Origin of the sequence: Marinococcus halophilus (assembly GCF_900166605.1) — a bacterium.
Classification (GTDB): domain Bacteria; phylum Bacillota; class Bacilli; order Bacillales; family Marinococcaceae; genus Marinococcus; species Marinococcus halophilus.
The window spans coordinates 1829711-1855640 of record NZ_FVZD01000006.1 but is presented as its reverse complement, the minus strand read 5'-3'; the positions used below and the strand labels follow the sequence as shown (position 1 = coordinate 1855640).

26 protein-coding genes and 2 riboswitches are annotated in these 25930 nt (G+C 48.3%); of the genes, 23 read left to right on the top strand and 3 right to left on the bottom strand.

Annotation, left to right across the window (positions count from 1 at the left end; genetic code table 11):
• Positions 1–73 precede the first annotated feature (73 nt).
• Positions 74–162, top strand: a riboswitch (glycine riboswitch).
• A 3-nt stretch (positions 163–165) separates the two neighbouring features.
• A riboswitch (glycine riboswitch) is annotated at positions 166–252 on the top strand.
• An 83-nt stretch (positions 253–335) separates the two neighbouring features.
• The 3 genes from gcvT to gcvPB are packed head-to-tail and all read left to right on the top strand — an operon-like array spanning position 336 to position 4290.
• Positions 336–1442: a glycine cleavage system aminomethyltransferase GcvT gene (gene gcvT / locus B5066_RS15460; protein ID WP_079476792.1), complete on the top strand. Its 1107-nt coding sequence runs from the start codon at positions 336–338 to the stop codon at positions 1440–1442.
• An 18-nt stretch (positions 1443–1460) separates the two neighbouring features.
• Positions 1461–2822: an aminomethyl-transferring glycine dehydrogenase subunit GcvPA gene (gcvPA, locus tag B5066_RS15455; protein ID WP_079476791.1), complete on the top strand. Its 1362-nt coding sequence runs from the start codon at positions 1461–1463 to the stop codon at positions 2820–2822.
• Positions 2809–4290, top strand: a complete 1482-nt coding sequence (gcvPB, locus tag B5066_RS15450) for an aminomethyl-transferring glycine dehydrogenase subunit GcvPB (RefSeq protein WP_079476790.1) — start codon at positions 2809–2811, stop codon at positions 4288–4290. The genes gcvPA and gcvPB overlap by 14 nt, the downstream gene beginning before the upstream one ends.
• Before the next feature lie 57 nt (positions 4291–4347).
• Here the strand turns inward: gcvPB and B5066_RS15445 are convergent, their stop codons facing one another.
• Positions 4348–4740: a rhodanese-like domain-containing protein gene (locus B5066_RS15445; RefSeq protein ID WP_022793593.1), complete on the bottom strand. Its 393-nt coding sequence runs from the start codon at positions 4738–4740 to the stop codon at positions 4348–4350.
• A 164-nt stretch (positions 4741–4904) separates the two neighbouring features.
• Here B5066_RS15445 and B5066_RS15440 point away from each other — a divergent pair, with 164 nt between their 5' ends.
• Positions 4905–5741: a lipoate--protein ligase family protein gene (locus B5066_RS15440; protein WP_079476789.1), complete on the top strand. Its 837-nt coding sequence runs from the start codon at positions 4905–4907 to the stop codon at positions 5739–5741.
• Between the two features lie 71 nt (positions 5742–5812).
• On the opposite strand, the gene dat is transcribed toward B5066_RS15440, so the two are convergent.
• Complete coding sequence (dat, locus tag B5066_RS15435) at positions 5813–6688, bottom strand: D-amino-acid transaminase (protein WP_079476788.1); 876 nt, start codon at positions 6686–6688, stop codon at positions 5813–5815.
• A gap of 235 nt (positions 6689–6923) precedes the next feature.
• Between dat and mntR the strand changes: the two genes are divergently transcribed.
• Positions 6924–7340 carry a transcriptional regulator MntR gene (gene mntR / locus B5066_RS15430; RefSeq protein WP_079476787.1) on the top strand — a complete coding sequence of 139 codons (417 nt, stop codon included), beginning with the start codon at positions 6924–6926 and terminating at the stop codon, positions 7338–7340.
• Positions 7341–7358: 18 nt separating this feature from the next.
• Here the strand turns inward: mntR and B5066_RS15425 are convergent, their stop codons facing one another.
• On the bottom strand, positions 7359–7730 hold the full coding sequence (locus B5066_RS15425) for a hypothetical protein (protein ID WP_079476786.1): 372 nt from the start codon (positions 7728–7730) through the stop codon (positions 7359–7361).
• A gap of 452 nt (positions 7731–8182) precedes the next feature.
• Here B5066_RS15425 and B5066_RS15420 point away from each other — a divergent pair, with 452 nt between their 5' ends.
• The 18 genes from B5066_RS15420 to B5066_RS15330 all read left to right on the top strand — a co-directional run bounded on the left by B5066_RS15420 (position 8183) and on the right by B5066_RS15330 (position 25930).
• Positions 8183–9253: a M24 family metallopeptidase gene (locus tag B5066_RS15420; RefSeq protein WP_079476785.1), complete on the top strand. Its 1071-nt coding sequence runs from the start codon at positions 8183–8185 to the stop codon at positions 9251–9253.
• A 74-nt stretch (positions 9254–9327) separates the two neighbouring features.
• Positions 9328–9885, top strand: a complete 558-nt coding sequence (efp, locus tag B5066_RS15415; RefSeq protein WP_079476784.1) for an elongation factor P — start codon at positions 9328–9330, stop codon at positions 9883–9885.
• A gap of 139 nt (positions 9886–10024) precedes the next feature.
• On the top strand, positions 10025–10408 hold the full coding sequence (locus B5066_RS15410; RefSeq protein WP_079476783.1) for a hypothetical protein: 384 nt from the start codon (positions 10025–10027) through the stop codon (positions 10406–10408).
• A gap of 30 nt (positions 10409–10438) precedes the next feature.
• Positions 10439–10843: an Asp23/Gls24 family envelope stress response protein gene (locus B5066_RS15405; RefSeq protein WP_079476782.1), complete on the top strand. Its 405-nt coding sequence runs from the start codon at positions 10439–10441 to the stop codon at positions 10841–10843.
• A gap of 97 nt (positions 10844–10940) precedes the next feature.
• Entirely contained in the window at positions 10941–11354 is a 414-nt protein-coding gene (gene nusB / locus B5066_RS15400; protein WP_022793584.1) for a transcription antitermination factor NusB, read from the top strand.
• Positions 11351–12211 (top strand): bifunctional methylenetetrahydrofolate dehydrogenase/methenyltetrahydrofolate cyclohydrolase FolD, encoded by an 861-nt coding sequence (gene folD / locus B5066_RS15395; protein WP_079476781.1) that lies wholly within the window; start codon positions 11351–11353, stop codon positions 12209–12211. Before nusB ends, folD begins: the two co-directional genes overlap by 4 nt.
• A 4-nt stretch (positions 12212–12215) precedes the next feature.
• A complete protein-coding gene (xseA, locus tag B5066_RS15390; protein WP_079476780.1) occupies positions 12216–13601 on the top strand; it encodes an exodeoxyribonuclease VII large subunit in 1386 nt (461 codons plus the stop codon).
• 2 nt (positions 13602–13603) lie between these two features.
• Positions 13604–13837, top strand: coding sequence for an exodeoxyribonuclease VII small subunit (xseB, locus tag B5066_RS15385; RefSeq protein ID WP_261763971.1), 234 nt, complete (start codon positions 13604–13606; stop codon positions 13835–13837).
• Positions 13834–14721 carry a polyprenyl synthetase family protein gene (locus B5066_RS15380; protein WP_079476779.1) on the top strand — a complete coding sequence of 296 codons (888 nt, stop codon included), beginning with the start codon at positions 13834–13836 and terminating at the stop codon, positions 14719–14721. The genes xseB and B5066_RS15380 overlap by 4 nt, the downstream gene beginning before the upstream one ends.
• 853 nt (positions 14722–15574) lie before the next feature.
• Positions 15575–16186, top strand: a complete 612-nt coding sequence (locus B5066_RS15370; RefSeq protein ID WP_079476777.1) for a hypothetical protein — start codon at positions 15575–15577, stop codon at positions 16184–16186.
• A 10-nt stretch (positions 16187–16196) separates the two neighbouring features.
• The gene (gene dxs, locus B5066_RS15365; RefSeq protein ID WP_079476776.1) at positions 16197–18095 is read left to right on the top strand and encodes a 1-deoxy-D-xylulose-5-phosphate synthase; all 1899 of its coding nucleotides are present in this window, start codon (positions 16197–16199) and stop codon (positions 18093–18095) included.
• Positions 18092–18919, top strand: a complete 828-nt coding sequence (locus B5066_RS15360; protein ID WP_079476775.1) for a TlyA family RNA methyltransferase — start codon at positions 18092–18094, stop codon at positions 18917–18919. The genes dxs and B5066_RS15360 overlap by 4 nt, the downstream gene beginning before the upstream one ends.
• 144 nt (positions 18920–19063) lie before the next feature.
• A complete protein-coding gene (gene ahrC, locus B5066_RS15355) occupies positions 19064–19513 on the top strand; it encodes a transcriptional regulator AhrC/ArgR (protein ID WP_079476774.1) in 450 nt (149 codons plus the stop codon).
• Positions 19514–19538: 25 nt separating this feature from the next.
• The gene (recN, locus tag B5066_RS15350; protein WP_079476773.1) at positions 19539–21263 is read left to right on the top strand and encodes a DNA repair protein RecN; all 1725 of its coding nucleotides are present in this window, start codon (positions 19539–19541) and stop codon (positions 21261–21263) included.
• Between the two features lie 117 nt (positions 21264–21380).
• Positions 21381–22151, top strand: coding sequence for a sporulation transcription factor Spo0A (gene spo0A / locus B5066_RS15345; protein WP_079476772.1), 771 nt, complete (start codon positions 21381–21383; stop codon positions 22149–22151).
• Positions 22152–22181: 30 nt separating this feature from the next.
• Positions 22182–23282: a Leu/Phe/Val dehydrogenase gene (locus tag B5066_RS15340; protein ID WP_079476771.1), complete on the top strand. Its 1101-nt coding sequence runs from the start codon at positions 22182–22184 to the stop codon at positions 23280–23282.
• Between the two features lie 204 nt (positions 23283–23486).
• Positions 23487–24902 carry a dihydrolipoyl dehydrogenase gene (lpdA, locus tag B5066_RS15335; RefSeq protein WP_079476770.1) on the top strand — a complete coding sequence of 472 codons (1416 nt, stop codon included), beginning with the start codon at positions 23487–23489 and terminating at the stop codon, positions 24900–24902.
• A 20-nt stretch (positions 24903–24922) separates the two neighbouring features.
• Positions 24923–25930, top strand: coding sequence for a thiamine pyrophosphate-dependent dehydrogenase E1 component subunit alpha (locus tag B5066_RS15330; protein ID WP_079476769.1), 1008 nt, complete (start codon positions 24923–24925; stop codon positions 25928–25930).

The following is a 25930-nucleotide window of genomic DNA, read 5'->3' as shown; positions in this document are numbered from 1 at the left end:
TTTTTTTAGCATTGGTTTTTATATGAATTAATGATAAAATATGAGCAAATAAGAACGTACATATAATGCGCGGATGATGGTAAGGGGAGAGACTGCCAGGCAGCGCCGAAGGAGCAAACCGTAACAGGTGAATCTCTCAGGCAAACAGACTCTTACTGGACGCTCCTCTGGAGAGCGCTTCTTTTGAAGCCACCCACGAAGACACTCTTTCTGCATTGCGGAAAGGAGAAACTTTCTGGTTATAGGACAGAGCTTCCATAATTCATGGGAGCTCTGTCTTTTTTGTTTTTTACTGTTTTGATTTTTCAGAAAAATAATTAAACGAGGTGATTTCTTTGGCAGAACTAAAACGAACTCCGCTGTATTCAGTGTATGAAAAATACGGAGCTAAAACTGTCGATTTTGGTGGTTGGGAAATGGCAGTTCAGTTTTCGGGCATCAAAAGCGAACACGAAGCGGTTCGTACAAAAGCCGGCCTGTTCGACGTCTCCCATATGGGCGAGGCGATCGTAGAGGGTCCAGGGGCTGCTGATTTTCTGCAGTACATGCTCACAAATAACATAAAAAACCTGGAGCCCGGCAAAGCGCTGTACACCGCTATGTGCTATGAAAATGGCGGCACAGTTGACGACCTGCTCGTGTACCAGCTCGAAGAAGAAAAATACATGCTTGTTTTAAACGCAGCCAATATTGAGAAGGACCTCGAATGGCTTCGCCGGCACGGGACGGAAAACGTAAGCATCACGGATATCTCAGAAAGGACAGCATTAATTGCGGTGCAGGGCCCGGAGGCGGAAACGATACTGCAGAAAGTAACCGACGCATCTCTTTCAGAAATACTGCCTTTTCGATTTGCTGCCAGTGCTTCTATCGGAGAAACAGGAAACGTTCTTATATCAAGAACTGGCTATACCGGTGAGGACGGATTTGAATTATACTGCCGCTCCGGGGATGCGCTTTACTGCTGGGAGACTATTATGGAAGCTGGAAAAAGCAGAGGCATTGTCCCTTGTGGACTTGGCGCAAGGGATACCCTGAGGTTTGAAGCGAAGCTGCCTTTGTATGGACAGGAACTGAGTGCAGATATCACCCCGCTTGAAGCCGGCATCGGCTTTTGTGTAAAGCTGAAGCAAGAAAATGATTTTATCGGAAAAGAAGCTTTAAAGGAACAAAAAGAAGCAGGACTGAAACGCAAGCTGGTCGGTATTGAAATGGTCGATAAGGCGATACCCCGTCCGGGATACGGCGTACGAAATGATGACGGAGCAGAAATAGGATGGATCACGACAGGTACCCAGTCCCCGACGCTCAAAAAAAACGTAGGACTCGCACTTTTAAATGCCGAATGGAGCAACCTGGATCAGGCGGTAGCGGTGGATGTGCGTGGAAAAGCCAAGCGGGCGAAAGTGGCAGCTGTGCCTTTTTACAAACGGAAAAAATAATACGAGGAGGCGTCAAAAATGGATTATCGCTATTTGCCGGTCACTGGTGAAGATAAAGAAGAAATGCTCAAAACAATTGGCGTGGATGCCATCGATGAATTATTTGAAGATGTGCCGGAAAATATTCGCTTTGCCGGAGAAATGGATCTGCCAAAGGCTCTTGGGGAAACGGACCTTCTAAAGGAAATGAAACGCCTTAGTGACAGGAACGCTAACGTGCAGGACTGTGTATCCTATCTCGGAGCAGGGGTGTACGAGCATTATATACCAACGGTCGTCGACCACGTGCTACGGCGTTCAGAATTTTATACGGCGTATACTCCGTACCAGCCTGAAATTTCGCAGGGCGAGCTGCAGGCAATATTTGAATTTCAAACGATGATCAGTGAACTTACGGGAATGGATATCGCTAATTCGTCAATGTATGACGGGCCAACAGCGCTTGCTGAAGCAGCGCTGATGGCTGCGAGTGAGAACAGAGGGAAACGGCGGACCATTGTAGTATCAGAAACCATCCATCCTGAAGCGCTCGATGTATTGAAAACCTATGCGGCAGGCCCCGGCCTTACAGTGAAAATTGTTCCTGAAAAAGATGGCCGCACGGATCTGGATAAGCTTGAAAAGACGATCGATGCTGATACCGCAGGAGTAATTGTACAATACCCGAACTTCTACGGAACCATTGAAGATTTAGCGGCTGTAAGACAGGCAGCCGACAAAGAAAATTCTTTAATGATTGTTTCTGCTAACCCTCTGTCCCTGGGCATACTGACGCCCCCTGGACACTTTGGGGCGGATATTGTTGCGGGAGACGCCCAGCCGCTTGGCATCCCGATGCAGTTTGGCGGACCGCACTGTGGTTTTTTCGCGACTACCAAAAAACACATTCGAAAAGTTCCCGGACGGCTTGTCGGGCAGACTGAAGATGAAGACGGAAGCCGCGGCTACGTACTGACCCTCCAGGCAAGAGAGCAGCACATCCGCCGGGATAAAGCGACCTCCAACATTTGCTCGAACCAGGCTCTGAATGCGTTGGCGGCTTCTGTAGCGATGACAGCTCTCGGTAAAAAAGGTTTGAGGGAAACAGCAGAACGAAATATTAAAGGTACTCACTTTTTAAAGCAGCTGCTAAAGCAAAAAGGAATACAGGTGGTCCACGAATCACCGTCGTTTAATGAATTTGTCATCAATCTCGGCCGGCCGGCATCGGAGGTAAATGAACAATTATTTCAGCATGGAATCATTGGCGGTTATGATTTAGGGGAGGTTTCAGCGGATAAAAAAGGCCAGATGCTCGTATGTGTGACCGAACTTCGGACAAGAGAACAGCTTGAAACCTTTGCCGACCAATTGGAGGTGCTTGTACATGAAACAGCCTAACCAGCCATTAATTTTTGAACAGAGCAAATCAGGCCGGGTAGCGTATTCGCTTCCCGAAACAAATATTCCTGAGCAAAGCCTAAGTGACATTTTGCCGGAGGCTAGTATCCGCAACGAAGAACCGGCGCTCCCGGAAGTGTCCGAGCTCCAGTTAGTACGCCACTATACGGCCCTGTCGAACCGGAACTACGGGGTGGATTCTGGTTTTTATCCCCTCGGCTCCTGCACAATGAAATACAATCCGAAGATCAATGAAGAAACTGCCCGCATGGCTGGATTTGCCGCGACGCATCCGTATCAGCCGGAGACTCAGGTGCAGGGGAATCTCGAAATGATGCACGACCTGCAGCAGGCCCTGGCTGAAATAACCGGCATGGACGAAGTCACTCTGCAGCCGGCAGCCGGCGCCCAGGGAGAGTGGACCGGCCTGATGCTGATACGGGCGCTTCACGAAGCAAACGGTGAAACGGAACGCACCGAAGTGATCGTCCCCGACTCTGCGCACGGAACGAACCCTGCTTCAGCAACAGTGGCAGGATTTGATCATGTGACGGTCCGGACGGACGCCCGGGGCCTGGTGGATCTTGAGCATCTAAAAGAAGTTACGGGCGAAAGAACGGCTGCCCTTATGCTCACGAATCCAAACACGCTTGGGCTGTTTGAAGAAGACATTATGGAAATAGCGGAGATGATTCACCGGGCTGGCGGGCGTTTATATTACGACGGAGCCAACTCCAATGCTATCATGGGCATCACAAGGCCCGGAGATATGGGCTTTGACGTTGTACACTTAAATCTCCATAAAACATTCACCGGCCCACACGGAGGCGGCGGTCCCGGCAGCGGTCCGGTGGGCGTAAAAAAAGAGCTGATCCCTTATCTGCCCGGGCCGGTACTCACGAAAGAAAATGATAAGTACTACTGGGACAAAGACCGTCCGCATTCCATCGGCCGCGTAAAGCCGTATTACGGGAACTTTGGCATTAACGTACGTGCTTATACCTATATCCGGACGATGGGTGCAGAGGGACTCAAAAAAGTTTCGGAATATGCAGTGCTGAACGCCAATTATTTAATGAGACGGCTCGAGCCGTATTTTGACCTTCCGTATGGCCGTCACTGCAAGCACGAATTTGTTATATCAGGAAGGCGGCAGAAACAGCTTGGAGTACGAACGCTTGATATAGCTAAACGACTGCTGGATTACGGCTATCATCCGCCAACGATTTATTTTCCGATTAATGTCGAAGAGTGCATGATGGTTGAGCCGACTGAAACCGAGGCCAAGGAAACGCTTGATGCCTTCGCAGATGCCATGATTGAAATTGCCAGGGAGGCAGAGGAGAGCCCGGAAATGGTACAGGAAGCGCCTCATACTACCGTAGTCGGAAGACTGGATGAGACGCTGGCAGCACGAAAACCGGTACTGACGTATAATACTGAAACCTCGCTCAAATCCATGAAATAACGATAAAAGGAAAATTAAACACAAAAAGGGAAGAGCAGCGCCTGCTCTTCCCTTTAATTATGCGCTTTTTTTCTTTTTACTGATTTTGCCTGTCCAGCGCTTAAATCCGCCTTTCAGGTGGTAAATATCCCGGTTTCCCTTATGCTTTTTGATCAGCTTTGCGGCTTGCTTTGAACGCATGCCAGACTGGCAGTATAAATAAACAGGCTGGTCTTCCCGGATTTCAACCATCCGCTGCTTCATTTGCGAAACGGGAATATTCCGGGCCCCGAGAATGTGGCCGCCATCGTATTCTTTCGGCTCACGCACATCGATAAGCTGGGCTTTACGATAGCCTTTGATAAAATCTTCCTGTGGTAATGCAGTTAAGTCCTTCGGTCCGACAAACCGGCGTACAATCAGAAAAACTAATACTGCAATGAGCACTACCCATAACCATTCAAATATCATATATATTATTTCACCTCTTTCCAGGTCGATTGCAAATTAATTATAACGCATAACCCCGTTGCTTTGCCAGATTTCTAATTAATGGGCAGTCATTTTTATATATGGAACGCAGTGATCTCTGCTACAATGGAAATGGAAAAATTGAGAAAGAGAGATGAACGTTAATGGCAAAAGATACTTGGCTTTTTATAGATTCAGGCAACCGGTCGCCGGCCTATAATATGGCTCTCGACGAAAAACTGCTGCAGTGGCACAGTGAAGGGCAAATTCCGCCGGTGATAAGGTTTTACGGATGGAATCCGCCGACGCTGTCAGTCGGTTACTTTCAGAAGGCAAAAAAGGATATTGATATGGAGGCAGTGGAAAAGCACGGTGTAGGTTTTGTGCGCCGGCCGACGGGAGGCCGGGCGGTTCTGCACGATCAGGAGCTGACCTACAGCATTATTGTTTCAGAAGATCATCCGGAAATGCCGGAAACGGTGACCGAGGCCTACCGGGTACTCTCGGAAGGAATTTTGCAGGGGTTTTTAAAGCTTGGCCTGGATGCTTATTTTTCCGTGCCGAAAACGAAGGAGGAGGAAGACTCGTTAAAGAATCCCCGTTCGGCTAACTGTTTTGACGCCTCGTCATGGTATGAGCTGGTCGTAGAGGACCGGAAAATTGCCGGAAGTGCCCAGACAAGACAGCGCGGGGTCATCCTGCAGCACGGATCAATTATTCTGGACCTGGATGAGGACAAGTTATTTGATTTGTTTAAGTATCCGAGTGAGCGCGTTCGGGAAAGAATGCAGCAGGCTTTTAAAAATAAAGCCGTCGCGATCAACGAGCTTACAGACAAACCATTCACGCTGGAAGATCTGAGGAGTGCTTTTAAAGAAGGATTTGCCGACGGTCTGCATGCCGACCTTGAAGAGTATCAGCTAACTGCGGACCAGGAGAAAGAAGTAGAGGCGCTGGCAGCAGAACGATACGAGACCGATGAGTGGAATTTCAGGCGCTGATGTTCTCTCTCAATTAAAAAACAAACGACCGCCCCCGGGGCGGTCGTTTATATAAGGGATGTTGCGGCCAATTAGTTGTAGGTAACAAGCGGCTGGGTGTCCCCGGATTCGAACAGCTCGACTTCGCGGCGGAATTCTCCAAGAAGCTCCTTCGTTACTGGATCGTTTCCGTACTCGGCTTGAAATGAGCCTTTAATAGAACGGACGGGCACGATCTCAATCGAAGTGCTCGTCATAAACATTTCGTCAGCCTGTATGGCTTCGTCGATAGTAAACGGGCGTTGTTCGACGGGAATATTCAACTGCTTTGCCAGCTGAAGGACGTAGCGCTTAGTAATACCTTCAAGAATATAGTTGCTCTGCGGATGAGTGATGACCGTTTCGTCTTTAACGATAAAGGCATTGGTAGAGGAGCCCTCCGTAATAACCTCTCCGCGGTGCTGAAGCGCCTCCGCACAGTCGTGATCTTCCGCGGCCCGTTTGGCAAGCACGTTTCCGAGCAGGTTAATGGTTTTAATGTCACAGCGAAGCCAGCGGATGTCTTCTGTGGCGTACACATTTATGCCGTCAGCCTGTTTAGCAAATGGCACTTCGGAAGCTTTCGTGAAGCCGGTTAACACCGGGGCTGTTCCGCGCTGGTACAAGTGATCCCGGGCCTGAATACCGCGGGTCAGCTGAAAATAGACATATCCCGTAGTAAGTCCGTTTTTCTCAATCAGACGGCGAAGAAGCGACTTCATCGTGTCAGGGGAGTAGGGGACTGTCAAATCGAGTTTAGAAGCGCTGTCCTGAAACCGTTCGAGATGCCCTTCCTGGAGAAACAATTTTCCGTTGTACACCCGGATCACTTCATAAATGCCGTCGCCAAAATAATAACCGCGATCGTCAAAGGAAATAGCGGCTTCCTCTTTGGGAATAATGGATTCGTTATACATCACATAGCTCATGAATGCTGCCTCCTTCAATACTTTATATTGTACAAGAATGCAGTGTTGAACAAAAGAAAAGCTCTTCAAATGCGAGGAAATTAATTATCGAACAAAAAATTTTCCTGAGGGCAAATTAGAAATAAGGGTTAATTATAAGAAAAAGAAGGTTTGTTTTTTAGAAATAGTTTCGTTAAAATAAAGAAAGCCAATTTTTTTGTGTAACAGTTTTTATCATATTTATTGGAGGGTCCCGATGCCGACTCCTAGTATGGAAGATTATTTAGAGCGGATTTATCAATTGATCGAATCAAAAGGGTATGCAAGGGTATCAGATATTGCAGAAACGCTGGAAGTACATCCTTCCTCTGTAACAAAAATGGTTCAGAAGCTCGATAAAATGGAATATCTGATTTACGAACGGTACCGGGGGCTTGTGTTGACTTCAAAAGGAAATAAAATAGGTAAACGACTGGTTTACAGGCATGAGCTGCTCGAAAAGTTTTTACATATTATCGGGGTGGAAGAGGACAAAATATATGCAGATGTAGAAGGAATTGAACACCATCTCAGCTGGGATGCCATCGACCGTATTGGAGACGTTCTGCAGTATTTTGAAGACGACAGCGAGCGGGTACAGGCACTGAGGGACATCCAGCGCTCGTATGAATAAAAAAAGACCAGGCGTTTGTCACGCCCGGTCTTTTTTTCGGTTTTTGTTTCCCTGAATCACTTTCAGGTTTGCCTCGTTACGCCGTTTACTGGAACTTTTAGCCGATTTTTTCTTCTGCTGCTTCTGGGCTTGTTTAAAATTTTTAGCCTGATTTCCTTTTGCAGATCCGGGACGACCGGAGGCAGCATTAGAGCCAGCTTGGTATTGGTTCATCATCGCGCGCTTCATGATGACTCTTGTGAAAAGGAAATATAAACCAACAGCGATAGCTGCACCAATAACAAGGTAGAGAAGCAGACCGAGCGGATCTGTTACGAGCCGGTAACCCACCCCTAAAATGGCAAGTCCCAGCACAACAGTAGCAATAGGGTTTTTTAGCGCTTGCTGCATGGAACACACCTCTCATTTCGTAAAAATTTTTTGCGTTACCAGCGGCCAGAGGTAGTTATATAAAAAGCTGAGTGCGTAATACATGTAATAGTATATATGAGTAATGCCCAGGTGTCCTTCTATTCTTTGTACAGATTAATAAGAAGATTTATTTCCATACCCGCTGAGTAATGCTGTAAAACAATGCGGAGAAATGACAACGATTCTGCAGAGGCCTAAAGCGTGGGGTGGATAAAAGCGTTAATTGAATTAATACTTAAATTTTACAATAAAGATATGGAAAGCGCTACTTTTAAACATTCTCTCACTGTATTAATACCATTCCCATAATCTAATGAGAATACACGTGATATATAGAAGAAGCCCACCTCTTTCTCGAAGTCTGTTTCCTTACCGCGCGTTGTGTTACGATAAACAAGGAAGCAAAGTTAATCCAAAAAGAGGTGTCGGTAATGCATGAGATCACAGCACGTATCCGGGAAGAGCTTGAGCACAAAAAACTTGATGCGCTTGTTATACAAAGCCCCTATAATCGACGCTATGTAAGTGGTTTTACCGGTTCGGCCGGTACGCTGATTATTACAAAAAAATCGGCTCACCTAATTACAGATTTTCGTTACGTAGAGCAGGCTAACGATGAAGCGCTCGATTTCGATGTTATCGAACAGAAGGGCTCAGCCTGGGATACGGTCGAAGAAATTGCCCAAAGCGAGGACGTAAGCTCTGTTGGGTTTGAAAAGCAGCATGTAACCTATGCGCAGTTTGAAGATATGAGAGAAAAACTAAGCGGATCGCTTTCCCCGGTTTCAGGAATCGTAGAAAAGCAGCGTGCCTACAAATCAAAGGAGGAAGTCGAAAAATTGCAGACAGCGGTCAATATCGCTGAAGATGCGTTTGAACATATCAAATCGATCATTGCACCGAATATGACCGAGCTTGATGTAAGTAACGAACTGGAATTTTATATGAGAAAAAACGGTGCAGCGGGCTCTTCCTTTGATATTATCGTTGCTTCCGGATGGAGAGGAGCCCTTCCCCATGGTATCGCTTCCGATAAGGTGATAGAGGACGGGGAGCTTGTGACACTTGATTTTGGGGCCTACGTGGACGGGTACTGCTCGGATATCACGAGAACGCTCGCTGTCGGTGAACCAAATGATGATATGAAAAAAATATACCAGACGGTTTACGAAGCCCAGATGAAAGCTGTAGAGCAGGTGGGGCCGGGCATGACCGGGAAAGAAGCAGATGCCATTGCAAGAGATCACATTAATAAAGAAGGGTTCGGTGAACGCTTCGGCCACAGTCTCGGCCACGGCCTTGGGATGGAAGTGCACGAACAGCCCGGCGTTTCTCCGAAAAGCGATGTAGAGCTCGAACCGGGCATGGTAATTACTATTGAACCGGGGATATACGTGCCGGAGCTTGGAGGAGTTCGTATAGAAGACGACGTTCTTATCACCGAAACCGGCAGCCGGAAGCTTAGCTACTCTGCAAAAGAGCTCACGATCGTCGGCAATTAACCGGGATTGCATATAAAAAACCGGGCAGCTGTGATATAGTAATAATCGATCAATTGAAGAGTGGAGGAACGTTTATGGTTTCAGTTAACGATTTTAAAACAGGGCTCACCATTGAAACAGACGGCGATATTTGGACAGTTGTCGAATTCCAGCACGTAAAGCCTGGAAAAGGGGCTGCATTTGTCCGCTCGAAGCTTCGCAGTCTGCGTACGGGCAACATTCAGGAAAAAACTTTTCGCGCTGGTGAAAAAGTAAATAATGCACACATTGAACGCCGGAAAATGCAATACTTGTACGCTAGCGGCGACGTGCATACATTTATGGACATGGAAACGTTTGATCAAATGGAGTTGACGAGCGAGCAGTTGAAGTATGAATTAAACTTTCTAAAAGAAAACATGGAAGTGTCTATTACCAGCTACGGTACAGAAACGCTTGGTGTTGAAGTGCCTAATACGGTAGAGCTCGAAGTTAAAGAAACAGACCCGAGCATTAAAGGAAACACCCAGTCCGGAGGATCCAAACCGGCAGTGGTAGAGACCGGATACCGTCTACAGGTCCCTATTTTCATTGAAGAAGGCGAGCGGATCGTTGTCGATACAAGAACCGGCGCATACGCCTCCCGTGCCTAAAAACAAACGGCCTGCCATTGGGGAGGCCGTTTTTTCTTGAACAATACACGCAGGCGGCTGTGGACCGGTGAAATTGCAGAAACACCGTGATATAATGGAATGGAATTTTGAGCGGTAATACGGAAAGAGAGGCTATTATATGGAATGGAATGATTTAACGGAAGGCGCAAAAGCGGTGCTTGAACAGACCCGCAACATGAAAAGCGACCAAATACAGATCGTGGAATTTGAAATAGGCTTTGAACATGAGTACGGAGAACCTGGCCATGAATATACAGTGTCCATTCAGGAAGAAGACTATCAAAGCATTAAACAATTCGCTGAAGAAAACGAGTATGGAGAAAAATATCATATGGCCCGCAACAAAGATATTGTCAAATTGATTCTACTTGAAAAGGGAAAGATCCCTGATAATCTTTCTGAATATCCCGTGTTCCGCCAGTATAAATACGAGTACGTCCAAAAGCAAAAAGAAGCGGAAGAAAAAGAAAGAGCAGAAGCAGAGGCGGAGCAGGACGAATAAAATCATGCTGCATAGAAAGCGGGGAGCGCTGTGAGCGAATACACGCTGCTTACGATAGATGAAGAAAAAGAAAGTCTGGGAAATATTGAGATCGCCCGGGATGTGATTGAAGTAGTGGCAAGCATTGCCGCACTTGAGGTCGAGGGGGTATACGGTCTGCAGGGCAGCATCGCAGATGATGTAGCAGAGCGTTTCGGCCGGAAATCATATGGCAAAGGCGTGAAGGTAGAATTTACTGAACACGGGGCAGTGGTGACAATCAGCATGCTGATGCATTACGGAAGCTCTGTGCCCGTTACGGCTAAGCAGGTCCAGGAAAACATTCAGCAGACCGTACGGGGGATGACTGATATTCACATCGAGGCGGTGAACGTACACATTATCGGCCTGCAGTTCCCTGAAGAAGAGCAGCCGTTACAGGAACAAGAAAAATGACCAGGGAGGGCTGTCCCGCAACCGCTTTTCGGGGGAGCCGTCCTTCTTTCATTTACGAATACGGCTCCGGGTACATAGGAGAAAAGGAGAACACGAAATGAATCGACGTTTAGCCAGGCTTCGGTCCGTACAGGCACTGTACCAGATGGATATTACAGATGTTGATGCAGACCAGGCAATAAAAAATTCCATGCTCGAGGATGAAGAAGCAGATGAATTTCTGATTTCTGCGGTGCATGGTGTATGGGAACACCTTGTAGAAATTGATGAACGGCTCGTAGATCAGCTTGAACACTGGACTCTTGAACGGGTTGGGAACGTGGACCGTGCTATTTTAAGAGAATGCGTACATGAGATGTTATATGTGCCTGATATTCCGCTGCATGTCAGCGTCAATGAAGCTATTGAGCTGGCCAAAGCATTTGGTGGTGTGGAGGCAGGGAAATTTGTCAACGGCGTGTTGTCGAATATTTTAAGTGATTGTGAACGTGAAGGGAGAGAGAGTGAATGAGTGCCCAGCTGATCAGCGGCAAAGAAGTAGCAGCTTCTTTGCGTGAAGAAATCAAGAAGGAAGTCGCTTCCTGGAATAATGGAGAGCAAATACCGGGACTCGCCGTAGTTTTAGTAGGAGATAATCCGGCTTCGAGGTCGTATGTCAAAGGAAAGCAGAAGGCCTCTAAAGAAGTCGGCATCCATTCAGAGTTAAAAGAACTGCCGGAATCCGTTACTGAAGAGGAATTGCTCCAGATTGTAAGAGAATATAATGACAATGAAGAAATTCATGGAATTCTTGTGCAGCTCCCGCTTCCGGATCATATTTCAGATAAGAAAGTAATTGAAACCATTTCGCCGGACAAAGACGTAGATGGATTTCATCCTATCAATATTGGACGAATGATGACCGGCCAGGAGGCTTTTCTTCCATGTACGCCGTACGGCATTATTAAAATGCTCGAATACGTCGGCGCCCCGATTGAGGGTAAACATGCTGTCGTTCTCGGACGCAGCAATATCGTTGGAAAGCCAATGGGACAGCTTTTGCTGAATAAAAACGCTACGGTCACCTATTGTCACTCGCGTACAAAAGACCTGGAGTCATATATGCAGTCGGCGGATGTTTTGATTGCAGCGATCGGCAAACAGGAATTCGTAAAAGGCAAAGATATTAAACCGGGAGCTGTCGTTATAGACGTTGGCATGAACCGCAAAGATGATGGAAAGCTGTGCGGAGATGTTGATTTTGAAGAAGTGAGCGAGAAGGCTTCATATCTCACACCGGTGCCGGGAGGAGTCGGGCCGATGACGATTACGATGCTTCTTTACAATACGCTGCAGTCTGCAAAACGATTCCACCGGCAGGGGGCTTAAAGATATGCAGTCGCCTGCGGATAAATGGCTTTCCGTTTCCCAGCTGACAGGTGCCATCAAGCGTTCTATCGAACAGAACCCGGGGCTTCAGAAGGTATGGCTCCGCGGAGAAATTTCGAATTTTAAAAAGCACAGTAGAGGCCATATGTATTTCACCCTAAAGGACGAACAGGCGAGAATATCAGCAGTCATGTTTGCCGGAAAAAACAAAAACCTTTCGTTCCTGCCGGAAAACGGAATGAAGGTTCTGGTGACAGGAAGCGTGTCCGTATATGAGCCTTTTGGGCAGTACCAAATGTATGTAAACGCGATGGAACCGGATGGCATCGGGCAGCTGTATGTGCGGTTTGAACAGCTGAAAAAGCAGCTCGAAGCAGAAGGGTTGTTTGCAGCGGATCAAAAACGTATGCTTCCGGCTATTCCAAGACATATAGTTGTTATAACGTCGCCAACCGGGGCAGCCATACGGGACATCATTTCTACCCTTAAGCGTCGTTTCCCGCCAGTAAAAATTACGTTATTCCCTGTGCTGGTGCAGGGGGAGCAGGCTCCGGAATCAGTCACCCGGGCTTTGGAAAGAGTGGAAAAAATGAGTAGTGCGGATTTAGTCATCGTCGGGCGCGGAGGCGGTTCTATTGAGGATCTCTGGGCGTTTAATGAAGAGATGGTGGCACGGGCTATCCGGAATGTAAATGTACCAGTTATTTCTGCTGTGGGCCACGAAACAGACGTCACCATCGCCGATTTTACAGCCGATGTACGGGCAGCTACACCGACTGCTGCTGCGGAAATAGCTGTGCCAATGGTCAGCGAGCTTGAAGAGAAAATTCGCCAGATGCAAAACCGCCTGCACCGGCAGATGCATTATAAAGTTCAGGAGCAGCGGACCCGGCTTGCCAAGCTCCGGCGTTCGTACGCGTTTAAATATCCGGCGCGCTTATTCGAACAAAAGGAACAGGACCTTGACCGGGTGATGGAGCGGCTGGAAAAGCAGACGTTCCAGACAGTGAAAACAAGCAGGCAGAAGCTTGAAGAAATGGAAAAACGGCTTATGCGCCAGCATCCTGAGCGTTTAATTGAACTTGAACGCGAGAGAATGCACGAAAAGCGGGCCCGGCTGCAAAAGGCGATGAACCAGCAGGTGGAGCGAAAAAAGGCGACTTTTACAAAGTCGCTGCAGGCACTTGAACTGCTGAATCCACTCGCCATTCTGCAACGCGGGTATAATGTTGCTTACGATGAAAATGATAAGGTGCTGTCTTCGATTGCCCAGGCAGACGAAGGAAGCAGCTTGAGAATGTATGTGACAGATGGTTACCTACAATGTGAAATTAAAGAAAAAGGGGAAGACGGCTTTGAGGCGCTTTCCCATCCGGAAAAGGAGCGGTAATTTTGGCAGAACAGGAACAAACATTTGAACAGGCGATGGAAAAGCTTGAGCAGATCGTGGAACGGCTTGAGGAAGGCGAAGTACCTTTAGAAAAAGCAATTACGATGTATCAGGAAGGCATGACGCTTTCCAATACGTGCCATGAAAAGCTGCAAAAGGTCGAAAAACAAATGGATGAAATCGTGGATGAAAACGGCGAGGTAACACCGCTTGAAAATGAGGCCCCGGACGAATGAGTGTCGACCTCCAGCATTTTTTTGAAACCTACCGGCCGTCTGTCGACGAAGCTTTGACTGACTGGGTGAGTATGTTAAAAACACCAGATACACTAAAAGCAGCAATGCTGTATTCTCTCGAAGCAGGGGGGAAGCGTGTGCGGCCACTGCTGGCACTGGCCGTACTGCAATGCTACCGCCCGGTGGAAGAAGAAGACCTCCCGGCAGCCTCTGCCGTGGAATTGATTCATACGTATTCACTTGTTCATGATGATCTTCCGTCGATGGATGATGACGACTGGCGCCGCGGCCAGCCGACGAATCATAGGAAGTTTGGAGAAGCAACTGCCATTTTAGCTGGAGACGCGCTGCAGACGACAGCATTTACTTGGGTTGCTGAGGCGGGGCGTCCAGCCTCAGCTGAAGCCCGTCTTCAGCTGGTTCAGGAACTGGCTGGGGCCTCCGGAGGCGAAGGCATGGTTGGCGGCCAAATGGCCGACTTGGAAGGTGAAAAGCAGGCGTTGAACCTAAAAGAGCTCGAATACATTCACCATCATAAAACAGGGGCCCTGCTGACATACGCAGTCGTTTCCGGTTCATTAATAGCAGAAGCCCCGAACACAGACGTGGAAAACTGGCGTGCTTTTGGACGGGAGCTTGGTCTCGTTTTTCAGATTAAGGACGATATTCTGGATGTGGAAGGCTCTCTCGAAGAAATGGGGAAATCCTCCGGTAGCGATGAATCGAAAGAAAAAAGTACGTACCCTAAGCTCCTCACGCTCGAAGGGGCAAAAGAAAAACTTACCTATCATATCGGAGAGGCCGAAAAATTGCTTGGGCTGATGACAGTAGATACTTCTCTTTTAGTCTCCTTTCTACATTATATTGGGCAGCGAAACCACTAAAAAAAGAGCGGATTAGTTTTCATGACAGTCAAACCGTGCTAAAATAAGGCTGAAAAGTTGAATGGTGCAGTATCCTAGTCGGTTCTCCATTTTCGAAGGCGGGCCTAAAAATCCGCTGAAGGGCACATCGATGAAGTTCCTGGCGTCGGCTTGCGGCGCCCAGCCCTGGGTCGGTGCTGGGAGTTAAGGCGTAAGGGCGATCCACAATGGCATGTGGGAGTGAACCCTTTCGCCGTGGAGGCTGCAGTAATGTATCCGGGTCATCCCGGAAGACGGATACCGTCCCGGATGCATCCTGCGGTAAGACCTGTTGTAAAGGCCAAGGGAAGACCTTTCAACAGCGTAGCCTGCCTTGAGTGGAACAGCGGGGAAGTTGTTCTATTGGTATCATACCGGTCGGCCAACTGGTATGGGACCCAACAACTGAAACCTGTTCTGCAAAAGAGGATAAGAAAGTGGCACGGAACTGCCGAGGAAAACTCCTAGGCTGTTTGACGCACGTCCAGAGTGGATTGCAGTGTGGTCTAAGTGGTAATTCAGTCGAACTGCCGGTGACGGCGTTCACCAGGCATTAAAGGGAAACCACCAATTCGGCGACGAATTGGCTGCCTGGTGGGAAACCCTACTGGACCTAAGCCACAAGGTTTACGCTCTGGGCGACCATTCAACTTTATACATAAGCAGTTGAAGAAGCGCTGACAGGCGCTTTTTTCTTTTACGGAAGGCTCGCACAGGGAGAAAAGCGTAAATATGAACCATTTAGGGTATAAACAATCAGGCCATAACACAAAATGATATTAAAAGAACGAAATGTACGTTATGATAAAAACAAAGAATTTGGTGATAAGTAAAGATGAATAGTTTATGGAGAAAATCGCTCCGATGGAGCACGTTAATTGGATTTGTCACCCTGATACTCGCAGCTATCTTTTCAGTAGTTTCAACGGCAGTACTGTCAGGAGTCGGCTGGGCGATCGGCATGATTGTCGTGCTGATTATCGTATTTACCGGGGTTGTCTTTGACGTGATCGGCGTGGCCGCTACAGCGGCAAAGCCGAGGCCGTTTAATGCAATGGCTGCTAAAAAAGTTCCCGGTGCATCCCACAGTGTGTTTATTCAGCGGAATGCCGACAGGGTTGCAAACTTCTGTGCCGACGTAATTGGTGATATCAGCGGAGTTGTAAGTGGTACAGCCAGCTCGGCAGTTGTTGTACAGCTTGGTATGACCATTGGAACAAATAACAGCTCCAATGGCCAGCTGATCCTCAGTACTGTGTTTACAGCTATCGTGGCAGCGCTCACAGTCAGCGGAAAAGCACTTGGAAAAACATTTGCGATTACGTATGCGAACAATATCGTTTTTCAGGTCGGAAGAATCTTGTATTTTATTGAAAATAAGCTGAAAATTAAGCTGATTCCAAAGAAAAGAAGATGGAAATCATCAACAGAAAAACATAGCAGGTAGGGGGATTTAAATGAACCTGGAAACCATCCAAGACCCTGGATTCATGAAGCAGTACAACGATAAAGAACTAAAAGCCCTGGGTGAAGATATACGTGCCTTTCTAATTGAAAAATTATCCGTCACTGGCGGCCACCTTGGCCCGAATCTCGGAGTAGTGGAATTAACACTCACTCTGCACCAGCTGTATGATACGCCCAAAGATAAACTTATCTGGGACGTCGGCCACCAGTCATACGTACACAAAATTTTGACGGGGCGGGCGGACCGCTTTGATTCGCTGCGTCAGTATCAGGGGCTGTGCGGCTTTCCCAAACGCTCCGAAAGTGAACATGACGTATGGGAGACCGGCCACAGCTCAACGTCGTTGTCTGCAGCCGAAGGAATGGCGCTTGCGAATCAGCTGAAAGGCGGGGATTCCAAAGTAGCAGCCATTATCGGTGACGGGGCTCTTACCGGTGGCATGGCTCTTGAAGCGCTGAACCATATTGGCCATGAGCAAACTGATCTCACGATTATTCTTAACGACAACGAAATGTCGATTTCGCCGAACGTAGGAGCACTTCACAGTATGCTCGGCCGCATTCGCACCGCTGGTACTTACCGCAGAACGAAAGAAGACGTAGATCATATGCTGCGCAGAATTCCTGCTTTCGGTTCGAAGCTTGCTTCCTATGCCGATCGGATGAAAGACAGTATGAAGCAGATGGTGCTCTCCGGTATGTTTTTCGAAGAGCTTGGTTTTACGTACCTCGGGCCTGTGGATGGTCACGACCTCGACGACCTGCATGCCAATATTAAATACGCGAGAGATACCAACGGGCCGGTGATAGTACACGTATTGTCCAAAAAAGGTAAAGGCTACACGCCGGCAGAAAATGATGCTAAAGGCACCTGGCACGGGCTCGGGCCATATAAAATAGAGTCTGGTGAAGTAATTAAAAAGCCGGCAGCAGCCCCAGCGTACAGTGCCGTATTCAGCAATACCCTGCAAAAAATAGCAGAGATGGACCCGCGGCTTGTTGCCGTAACAGCTGCTATGTCCGGCGGCACGAAACTCGATACGTTTGCAGAAAAATTTCCGGACCGCATGTTTGACGTAGGCATTGCCGAGCAGCATGCCACAACAATGTCCGGCGCGCTTGCCACCCAGGGAATGAAGCCGGTATTTGGTGTGTATTCCACGTTCCTTCAGCGGGGCTACGACCAGCTTGTGCATGATGTGTGCCGCCAGAACCTGAATGTGCTGTTTGGGATCGACCGTGCAGGTTTAGTCGGTGCGGACGGGGAAACTCACCAGGGAGTGTTTGACATTGCTTACCTGCGGCATCTGCCGAATATGAAAATTCTGATGCCTAAGGATGAGAATGAACTGCAGCATATGCTGTATTCGGCCTTTCATAACGACGACGGCCCGACAGCTGTCCGGTACCCGCGCGGTAATGGTCTCGGAGTGGAAATGGACGAAGAGTTTCAACTCATTCCTTACGGCAAGTGGGAAATCGTCCGGGAAGGGACAGACTGTACGATCCTCTCGTTTGGAACGATGCTTCCGATCGTAGAGGAGGCAGCGGCCGTCTTGAGCGAGCGCGGCACAAGTGTGCGTATTGTTAATGCCCGTTCCGCGAAACCGCTTGATGATGAAATGCTCGAAGAATTGGCTGAAGAAGGCAAGCCGGTGCTGACAGTAGAAGAAGCAGCACTAAAGGGAAGCTTTGGAAGCGCAGTGCTTGAATATATGGCAGACCATGAGCATGACTCGCTGCCGGTCCGCCGGATGGGGATTGCCGACTACTACGTGGAACACGGCAGCGTGCCGGAGCTTTATGAAGAATTAGGGCTCACTTCCGAGAAGGTAGTGGAAAAGGTGATGGCGATGACCAGCAAAGAAAGAACAAATATCCGGGGATGAATAAAGAACGAATTGATACGCTGATAGTACAGAAGGGGCTGTTTGATTCCCGGGAAAAAGCCAAAAGGGCAATCATGGCAGGCCTTGTACTGGCAGATGATGAAGTAGTGGATAAACCCGGGACAAAAATTAGTGATGAAGCAGTTTTACGCTTGAAGGGAAAGCAGATGCCCTACGTGAGCCGGGGAGGCTTAAAGCTCGAAAAAGCCATTCACTCGTTTCAGCTGGATCTGCAGGATGCCGTCGTACTCGATGTCGGGGCTTCAACCGGAGGCTTTACCGACTGTGCACTGCAAAACGGGGCTTCACTGGTGTATGCCCTGGATGTCGGCTACAATCAGCTCGCCTGGAAGCTGCGCCAGGACCCGCGGGTAGAGGTGATGGAACGGGTGAACTTTCGGCATCTTGAGAAAAGCCAGCTGGCACGTGGCGTGCCCGGAATACTGATCGCTGATGTGTCTTTTATTTCGCTGGAAAAGCTTTTTCCTGTGATGCCACAGGTACTCGCAAAGCATGCCGGTTTTTGCGTGCTGGTCAAGCCGCAGTTTGAAGCAGGCCGTGATAAAGTCGGAAAAAAAGGTATTGTCAGGGACCCGGCAGTTCATAGGGAGGTGCTCAAGAAAATACTTCAGTCAGCAGAAGACACCGGCCTAATGCCGGAAGCGCTTGACTTCTCCCCCATAACCGGGGGAGATGGCAACATAGAATATTTGCTCTATGGTTCTGTATCAAGCAGTGAACATCCGCTGCCTGGAGAAGAGCGTATAGCTGCTGTAGTCCGGGAAGCACATGACTCCTTTAAGAAAAAACTTGAACCTTCGTAGACGCCGATCTTTTTCGGCGTTTTTTTCTATTCAGGCCATAACATCAAAAGAATTCCTAAAACGGAGCGTGCTATTTACTCATAAACTTGTATAATTATAATGAAATAGTTATGATGAAAGTAGTTTTGCACGGGAGGTTTCGGGATGAATAAGGGACAAAGGCACATAAAAATCAGAGAATTAATTTCAAATACAGATATAGAAACACAGGACGATTTAGTAGCGAGACTCCGGGGAGATGGCTACAACGTAACTCAGGCGACGGTATCACGGGATATTAAGGAGCTTCATTTAGTGAAGGTGCCGATGATTGACGGCAGATATAAGTACAGCCTGCCTGCCGATCAGCGTTTTAATCCAATGCAAAAACTGAAAAGAGCGCTCGTGGACAGCTTTGTCGGCATCGATCATTCTGAAAATTTAATTGTTATGAAAACACTGCCGGGAAACGCCAATGCAGTAGGTGCTCTCATTGATAACCTGGACTGGGAAAACATTATGGGAACCATTTGCGGAGACGACACGATACTTATTATATGCAAGCAGAAAGAAAATTCCCCGGAAATTGTCAACCGGTTTTTAGAAATGCTTTAATGCTAATTGGAAATGGGGTACAGAAATGCTTGAAGAAATTTCCATCAAGAATTTTGCCATTATCGAGGAGTTAACCGTTTCATTTGAAAATGGATTAACGGTATTAAGCGGTGAAACAGGAGCCGGGAAATCTATCATCATTGATGCGATCGGCCTGCTTATCGGTGGAAGGGGTTCGGCTGAATATGTACGCCACGGAGAGAAACGGGCGGAAATGGAAGGGCTGTTCCGCCTGGAGGATAACCACCCCGCAGTTGAAAAATTAGAAGCCGCAGGCATTGAGATTGAAGACGACATGGTCGTATTGCGCAGGGACATCACTCATCAGGGCAAGAGCATCTGCCGGATTAACGGCAAACTGGTTACCCTTGCGGTATTGAGAGAAACCGGCCACAGTCTCGTAGATATCCACGGGCAGCATGAACACCAGGATTTAATGCACGCGGAGCGTCACCAGCAGATGCTTGACCGCTTCGGGAAAACAGAGCTGGAAGAAGCCCTCGAAGATTATCAAAAACGCTATCATCGCTTCGACCAGCTGCAGGCAAAATTGAAGCAGTTGAAAGAAAGTGATCAGGAAACCGCAAACCGGTTGGATTTTATTCAATATCAGCTCCAGGAAATTGAAGCTGCCGGCCTGCAGCCAGGAGAAGACGAAGATTTGGAAAAAGAACGCCATATTCTCGCCAACAGCGAAAAGCTTTTCGAGGCGATTCGCGGTGCATATGACCACCTGTATGGTGAAGGAAAAGCACTCGACTGGGCCGGCATGGCAGTATCGAGCGTAGAAGAAGCCGCAGAAATCGATACGGATCTGGGGGGCCTTTCCGAATCGGTCAGCTCGGCCTACTACATGATGGAAGAAGCGACGTTTACACTCCGGGATAAGGCTGATTCCATGGCGTTTAATCCGGAGAGGTTAAATGAGGTGGAAAACCGGCTTGATGAGTTGAATAAGCTGAAACGAAAATATGGCGATTCGGTTGAGGATATTTTAGTTTATGCCTCAAAGATTGAAGAAGAAATCGATTCGCTTGCCAATAAAGAAGAACGTATCGCTGAGTACGAACAGGCTCTTTCCCAGGCGGCAGATGAGCTGATTGCCGAAGCGAAAACATTAACCGATCTGCGGAGGCAGGCAGGGCACGCCCTCGCAGGCAGCGTGCAGCAGGAGCTTCAGGCCCTTTATATGGAAAAAGCTACAATGGAAGTGCAGATATCACCTCTCAGCCGGGGAAAGTCCTATCAAACGGAGGAGGGGGAGACGTGGGTGTTTAATGAAAAGGGAGCCGACAAGATTGAATTTCTTATTTCCGCCAATGCCGGTGAACCATTGAAACCGCTCGCAAAGGTAGCTTCCGGCGGGGAAATTTCCAGGATCATGCTGGCACTGAAAACTATTCTATCCGGCTTCCAGCACGTTACCTCCCTGATTTTTGACGAGGTGGACACTGGGGTCAGCGGCCGGGTGGCCCAGGCGATTGCAGAAAAAATCCATTTGGTGTCCAGAGGCTCTCAAGTACTATGCATCACCCATCTCCCACAGGTGGCTGCGATGGCAGACAGTCATTTGTATATTCAAAAAGAAGAAAAAGCAGAACGAGTCCAAACAATTGTGACTCCGTTAACCGCTGATTATAAGATCGATGAAATTGCCCGGATGATCTCTGGAGTTGAGGTGACAGCCTTAACGAGAGAAAACGCCACTGAGCTGCTGCAGATGGCAGAGAAGGCGAAAAGCAATGTGTAACCCCAAAAGAATATGTCCACTTGAGAAAGACAACTATCAAAGTTGTCTTTTTCTATGCGACACGCTATGGTAAAATAATGTTGAGAGAGAAAGAGAGTGGCAGAAGGGCGGGGGAAAATGATACGGGTCGCGGTAGCTGATGATAACAAAGAGCTTGTTGAGGTATTGATCGAACATATAGAAGAGCAGGAAGACATGGAGATAGCAGGTACGGCCCACAATGGAGAAGAAGCCCTTGAGGTAGTAGAACAGGAGCAGCCGGAAGTGCTGCTTTTAGATATCATTATGCCGCACCGGGACGGCCTGTCTGTATTAACGGCCTTAAAGAATAAACATAACATTAACACGAAAATTATTATGTTAACTGCATTTGGCCATGAGGATGTAACAAAAAAAGCAGTGGAGTATGGAGCCGCTTATTACGTTTTAAAGCCTTTCGATATGGAGGCACTGATGGCAAACATCCGGGACGTGCACAGGGAAAGCTTAAATTCACAAGTGTTAACCGGTACGATCCCAGTAAAAATAGCCGCCCAGCAGTCCATGGAAGAGCGGATAAAAGATATTATCCAATATGTTGGCATTCCTTCGCACATAAAAGGCTACGTGTATATGCAGGAAGCAGTGAAGCTTGTGATGGAAGACATGCACATGATTAATGCAGTAACCAAGCAGTTGTATCCTGAAATCGCCCGAAAGTTTCAGACGACACCAAGCCGTGTTGAACGGGCGTTAAGACATGCCATTGTTGTAGCGTGGGACCGTGGCCATACGCATGCTATTTCTGATTTATTTGGATGGAGCCAGGACAGCGCTCTGCCGTATAAACCGTCAAATAGTGAATTTATCGCAGTGGTATCTGATCGTTTGCGCACAGAGCAGATATAAATATGAGTTTATACAAAAGGAGCATGCAAAATGGAATTGTTTAAACGCATGGAGATGCACGACTATGAGCAGGTAGTAGTCTGCCAGGACCGGAACTCAGGATTAAAAGCAATTATTGCCATACATGATACGACACTCGGGCCAGCCCTGGGTGGAACGAGAATGTGGACGTATGATAACGAGGAAGCAGCGTTTGAAGATGTGCTGCGCCTCGCTAAGGGCATGACCTACAAAAATGCAGCGGCCGGGCTGAATCTTGGCGGGGGAAAAGCCGTAATTATGGGAGACGCCCGTACGGATAAAAACGAAGAAATGTTTCGTGCATTCGGCCGCTATATTGAAGGCCTTGCCGGCCGCTACATTACGGCAGAGGATGTGGGAACAACAGAGCACGATATGGATATTATCCACGAAGAAACGAACTTTGTGACCGGTATTTCCCTGTCTGCAGCTTCTGGTTCGAGCGGAAATCCTTCGCCAGTTACTGCCCGTGGTGTATATCAGGGGATGAAAGCAGCGGCAAAGGAAGCTTTTGGTACTGATGAGCTTTCTGGTAAAACAATTGCGGTCCAGGGCGTCGGCCACGTATCGTTTGAAATGTGCCGGTTTCTTCATGAAGAAGGAGCTTCTTTAATTGTCACGGACATCCGGGAAGCTTCGGTGGAGCGAGCCGTTCAAGCCTACGGAGCAAAAGTGGTGGCCCCGGGGGACATTTACGATGTAGCGTGTGATATTTTCAGTCCGTGTGCTTTAGGTGGTGGACTGAACGACCGTACTATTCCACGCCTGCAGGCCAAAGTTGTAGCGGGTGCTGCCAATAACCAACTGCAGACAGAAGAAGATGGCAATCGTTTAGAAGAGCAGGGAATCGTTTACGCACCGGATTATATTATAAATGCAGGAGGCGTAATTAACATTGCTGACGAACTGTATGGGTACGACCGGGAACGGGCCCTGAAAAAAGTCGATGGCATCTACGATAACATTGCCCGGGTGTTTGAAATTGCGAAACGTGACGGCATTCCATCATATCAGGCGGCAAACCGTTTGGCTGAAGAACGAATCGAATCCGTCAATCGCTCAAGAAAACAGTTTCTCCCTCACTCCCGGCATATTTTAACGAATCGGTAAAGCAGCCTGAGCGCTGCTTTTTTTAATGTCAGCCCGGTATCTGTCTTAGGGACGGCCCTTGGAATATGCTATAATAATCCCCGAACGGTAAAACTTCTCTTCACCAGATCTATTTTCGTGCTATGATGAAACGGAAAAATCCATTAAAATAAAATAGAGATGAACGAATAAAATCCTGGGTGAAAGCCCGCAGGAGGAATTTTTATGGCTAAAGAATATGACCTGGTCATATTAGGAGCTGGTACAGGCGGATACGTTGCCGCTGTCCACGCGGCAAAAAGAGGATTATCGACGGCGGTAGTAGAAGCACGGGACATTGGTGGCACATGTCTGCACCGTGGATGTATCCCGAGTAAATCGTATTTAAAAAGCGCAGAGATGTACAAAACAATGCAGGAGAGCCTGTCATACGGCATCGAAGCAGACAATGTGCGGCTGCAGTTCGGAAGAGTCCGGGAGAAAAAGAACCAGACTGTACAACAATTACATAAAGGGGTTCAGCAGCTGTTAGCAAAGCACGAGGTGGATGTATATTACGGGCACGGCCGCATCCTCGGGGCTTCTATATTTTCACCAACGGCAAGTACCATTTCAGTAGAAACAGAAACCGAAGGGGAAAATATTATGCTGCAGCCTAAACAAATTATGCTTGCCACCGGCTCCCGTCCGGCGACTGTGCCGGGACTCGATATTGACGGGGAATATATTTTATCCTCCGAGGAACTGCTCGAAGCGGAAACCCTCCCTTCGTCAATTATCATTGTCGGTGGAGGGGTGATTGGCGTTGAATGGGCGTCCATGCTTCAGGACTTCGGCGTGGAAGTACAGATGATAGAGCTTGGAGAACGCCTGCTGCCAATGATGGACCACGCCGTTTCAAAAGAAGCAGAAAAGCGATTGAAGCGAAAGGGCGTCCGGATTTATACAAATACGGAGCTCGATCCTGCTTCGCTTACGAAGAACAAAGAACTGGCTGTCCGTACCTTGGCAGGAGAGACCCTGGGGGCTGAAAAAATGCTCGTCGCTGTAGGAAGAACCGGTAATACGGGAGACCTGGGACTCCACAACACGGAAGTCGAAGTGCAGAACAGCTTCATCCAGACATCCGGCATGTATCAAACGAAGGAATCGCACATGTACGCCATCGGGGACGTCATCGGTGGCATGCAGCTGGCCCACGTGGCTTCACGTGAAGGAATTATTGCTGTAGAGCACATGCTCGGGAACCATCCAGAGCCCCTGGATTATAAGCATGTGCCTTCCTGCGTCTACTCGGAGCCGGAAATGGCTTCGGTGGGATGGACAGAGCATGAAGCCAAAGACGCCGGCCTGGAAATCAAAACGAGCACCGTCCCTTTTCAGACAATAGGCAAAGCCCTGGTAGAAAACGATCCGGAAGGCTTTATAAAAATGATCGTGGATAAAGATACTGAAGACGTCCTCGGTGTCCATATTGTGGGACGTAAAGCGACCGAATTGATTAACGAAGGCGCCCTTGCCGTTTATATGAATGCTTCTTATCTTGAAATACAAGGAGCCGTGCACGCCCACCCGACACTGGCGGAAATCTATGCAGAAGGCGCTTTGGCGATAGACGGAAAAGCCATTCATTACGGATGAAATAAGGAGGAACAACGAATATGATTCAAGAATACAGTACCCACCGGGAAGTAGGCTTAAGCGACGAAGAAGCGCTCACAATGTATGAGATCATGCTGCAGGCGAGACGTCTTGATGAAAGAATGTGGCTGCTGAACCGCGCCGGTAAAATTTCGTTTGTCGTATCCTGCCAGGGCCAGGAAGCGGCACAGGCAGCGGCAGCGATGGCGCTTGACCGTGATAAGGACTACCTGCTTCCGTATTACCGGGATTTTGGCCTTGTGATGGCGTTTGGGATGACGGCGAAGGATTTAATGCTCGCGGCCTTCGCTAAACAGGGAGACCCTAACTCTGAATCGCGGCAGATGCCCGGCCATTTTGGACAGAAAAAGAACCGGATTGTGACGCAGTCCTCGCCGGTAACTACCCAGGTCCCCCACGCTGCCGGGTTTGGACTCGCAGCTAAAATGAAAAACAAAGATTTTGTTACGATGGTTACCTTTGGCGAAGGCTCCTCCAATCAGGGAGATTTCCATGAAGGCATGAACTTTGCCGGCGTTCATGATCTTCCAGTCGTATTTTTCTGTGAAAACAATAAATATGCTATCAGCGTGCCTCTCAGCAAACAGCTCGCCTGCGAACATGTTGCTGACCGTGCAAAAGGATATGGCATGCCGGGGGTAACCGTAGAGGGGACAAGGCCGTTTGAAGTGTATCAGGCTGTAAAAGAAGCAGTGGACCGGGCACGTGCCGGTAAGGGACCAAGCCTCGTTGAAGCGATGGTGGCAAGACTTACACCGCATTCAAGCGATGATAATGATAAACTGTACCGGACGGTCGAAGAAATGGACGAGGAAAAGCAGACCGACGCGGTCGTAGCTTTTGCGAACTACCTGCGGACCGAAGGCATCCTGACCGAAGAAAAAGAACAGGCCATGGAGCAGCGGATTCGCGAAGAGGTAGATGCCGCCACTGACGCCGCTGAAGCAGCGGAGTATCCGGCAGTAGAAACGCTTGGACAGTATGTTTACGAGGAAGAAGGGAACTAA

Bases quoted from the DNA above. Each gene is read 5' to 3' on its own strand.
- gcvPA (WP_079476791.1), top strand. From the start codon at position 1,461: ATGGATTATCGCTATTTGCCGGTCACTGGTGAAGATAAAGAAGAAATG.
- gcvPB (WP_079476790.1), top strand. From the start codon at position 2,809: ATGAAACAGCCTAACCAGCCATTAATTTTTGAACAGAGCAAATCAGGC.
- B5066_RS15445 (WP_022793593.1), bottom strand. From the start codon at position 4,740: ATGATATTTGAATGGTTATGGGTAGTGCTCATTGCAGTATTAGTTTTT.
- B5066_RS15440 (WP_079476789.1), top strand. From the start codon at position 4,905: ATGGCAAAAGATACTTGGCTTTTTATAGATTCAGGCAACCGGTCGCCG.
- dat (WP_079476788.1), bottom strand. From the start codon at position 6,688: ATGAGCTATGTGATGTATAACGAATCCATTATTCCCAAAGAGGAAGCC.
- mntR (WP_079476787.1), top strand. From the start codon at position 6,924: ATGCCGACTCCTAGTATGGAAGATTATTTAGAGCGGATTTATCAATTG.
- B5066_RS15425 (WP_079476786.1), bottom strand. From the start codon at position 7,730: ATGCAGCAAGCGCTAAAAAACCCTATTGCTACTGTTGTGCTGGGACTT.
- B5066_RS15420 (WP_079476785.1), top strand. From the start codon at position 8,183: ATGCATGAGATCACAGCACGTATCCGGGAAGAGCTTGAGCACAAAAAA.
- efp (WP_079476784.1), top strand. From the start codon at position 9,328: ATGGTTTCAGTTAACGATTTTAAAACAGGGCTCACCATTGAAACAGAC.
- B5066_RS15410 (WP_079476783.1), top strand. From the start codon at position 10,025: ATGGAATGGAATGATTTAACGGAAGGCGCAAAAGCGGTGCTTGAACAG.
- nusB (WP_022793584.1), top strand. From the start codon at position 10,941: ATGAATCGACGTTTAGCCAGGCTTCGGTCCGTACAGGCACTGTACCAG.
- folD (WP_079476781.1), top strand. From the start codon at position 11,351: ATGAGTGCCCAGCTGATCAGCGGCAAAGAAGTAGCAGCTTCTTTGCGT.
- xseA (WP_079476780.1), top strand. From the start codon at position 12,216: ATGCAGTCGCCTGCGGATAAATGGCTTTCCGTTTCCCAGCTGACAGGT.
- B5066_RS15380 (WP_079476779.1), top strand. From the start codon at position 13,834: ATGAGTGTCGACCTCCAGCATTTTTTTGAAACCTACCGGCCGTCTGTC.
- B5066_RS15370 (WP_079476777.1), top strand. From the start codon at position 15,575: ATGAATAGTTTATGGAGAAAATCGCTCCGATGGAGCACGTTAATTGGA.
- dxs (WP_079476776.1), top strand. From the start codon at position 16,197: ATGAACCTGGAAACCATCCAAGACCCTGGATTCATGAAGCAGTACAAC.
- B5066_RS15360 (WP_079476775.1), top strand. From the start codon at position 18,092: ATGAATAAAGAACGAATTGATACGCTGATAGTACAGAAGGGGCTGTTT.
- ahrC (WP_079476774.1), top strand. From the start codon at position 19,064: ATGAATAAGGGACAAAGGCACATAAAAATCAGAGAATTAATTTCAAAT.
- recN (WP_079476773.1), top strand. From the start codon at position 19,539: ATGCTTGAAGAAATTTCCATCAAGAATTTTGCCATTATCGAGGAGTTA.
- spo0A (WP_079476772.1), top strand. From the start codon at position 21,381: ATGATACGGGTCGCGGTAGCTGATGATAACAAAGAGCTTGTTGAGGTA.
- B5066_RS15340 (WP_079476771.1), top strand. From the start codon at position 22,182: ATGGAATTGTTTAAACGCATGGAGATGCACGACTATGAGCAGGTAGTA.
- lpdA (WP_079476770.1), top strand. From the start codon at position 23,487: ATGGCTAAAGAATATGACCTGGTCATATTAGGAGCTGGTACAGGCGGA.
- B5066_RS15330 (WP_079476769.1), top strand. From the start codon at position 24,923: ATGATTCAAGAATACAGTACCCACCGGGAAGTAGGCTTAAGCGACGAA.